The sequence below is a fragment of the Ruegeria sp. AF5 genome (genome assembly GCF_056541905.1).
This window is the reverse complement of the sequence record NZ_JBQFYZ010000048.1, coordinates 1-1,209: the sequence shown is the minus strand read 5'-3', so window position 1 is coordinate 1,209 and position 1,209 is coordinate 1. Positions and strand designations below refer to the sequence as shown.

At 55.7% G+C, this 1,209-nt stretch carries 1 pseudogene; it reads right to left on the bottom strand.

The features are described from left to right. Positions 1 to 1,207: pseudogene (locus ACR0DS_RS20290) on the bottom strand (IS3 family transposase); the annotation flags it as partial. Positions 1,208 to 1,209: the final 2 nt, after the last annotated feature.

Here is a 1,209-nt window from a genome sequence, read left to right as displayed (position 1 = left end):
TGGTTGTAGTGATTGATGAAGTCGCCGATGGCCTGTTCGAGCGCTCCTGGCAGATAGTAGTTTTCCAGCAGGACACGGTTCTTCATCGTCTGATGCCATCGCTCAATCTTGCCCTGGGTCTGCGGATGGTTGGGCGCTCCCCGAACATGATCCATACCCTGCTCATCCAGCCATTTCGCCAACTCGCCAGAGATGTAACTGCTGCCGTTGTCGCTGAGCAGCCGGGGCTTGTGGGCAACGGTGACACTGTCACAACCTGATGCAGCCAAAGCGTCTTCCAGCGTTCCTGTGACATCGTCAGCTTTCATCGTGGTGCAAAGGCGCCAAGAGACAACGTAACGGCTGTAATCATCCAGGATCGTAGACAGGTAGAACCAGCCCCAACCGATGACTTTGAGATAGGTGAAGTCGGTCTGCCAAAGCTGGTTCGGCCGCACAGTCTTCTCATGGAATTCATCCGCCGCTTTGATGGTGATGCAGGCTGGGCTAGTGATCAGATCTTGTGCCTTCAGAAGCCTGTAAACACTGGCCTCAGAAACGAAGTAGCGCCTGGTGTCGGTGAACCGCACCGCAAGCTCGCGGGGCGATAACTCGGGTTCTTCCAGAGCCAGTTCCACGATCTGCTTGCGCACCTTGTCGGGGATGCGGTTCCAAACCCTACCTGGCCGGGAATGGCGATCCTCAAGCCCGGCCTCGCCGAAAGACAGATACCTGTCGTACCAGCGGTAGAAGGTCGTTCTGGGAATGCCGAGCTTTTCCAGTGTGCGTTTGATCGGCAGGTGCGAACCGTCAACCAGCCGGATGATCTCAAGCTTTTCGGATGCGGGATATCTCATTCGTCGTCTCCCCCATCCTCGAACATGCTTTTTTTGAGCAGCCGGTTCTCAAGGGTCAGGTCGGCGACTACCTCTTTCAGCGCCGACGATTCCGCTCTCAAATCCTTCACCTCAGAGCTGGTAGCCTGGCGTGCGGTATCGCCAGCCAACCGCTTCTTACCGGCCTCAAGGAACTCTTTCGACCAGCTGTAATACAGGCTCGTAGCTATTCCTTCACGGCGACACAGCTCCGCTATGCTGTCTTCACCACGAAGCCCATCCAACACAATACGGATCTTCTCCTCTGCCGAATGCTGGCGCCGTGTCTTCCTGCGGATGTCTTTGACAACTCTCTCTGCTGACGCTTTCTGTTTCCCGGATTTCATTCTCATCT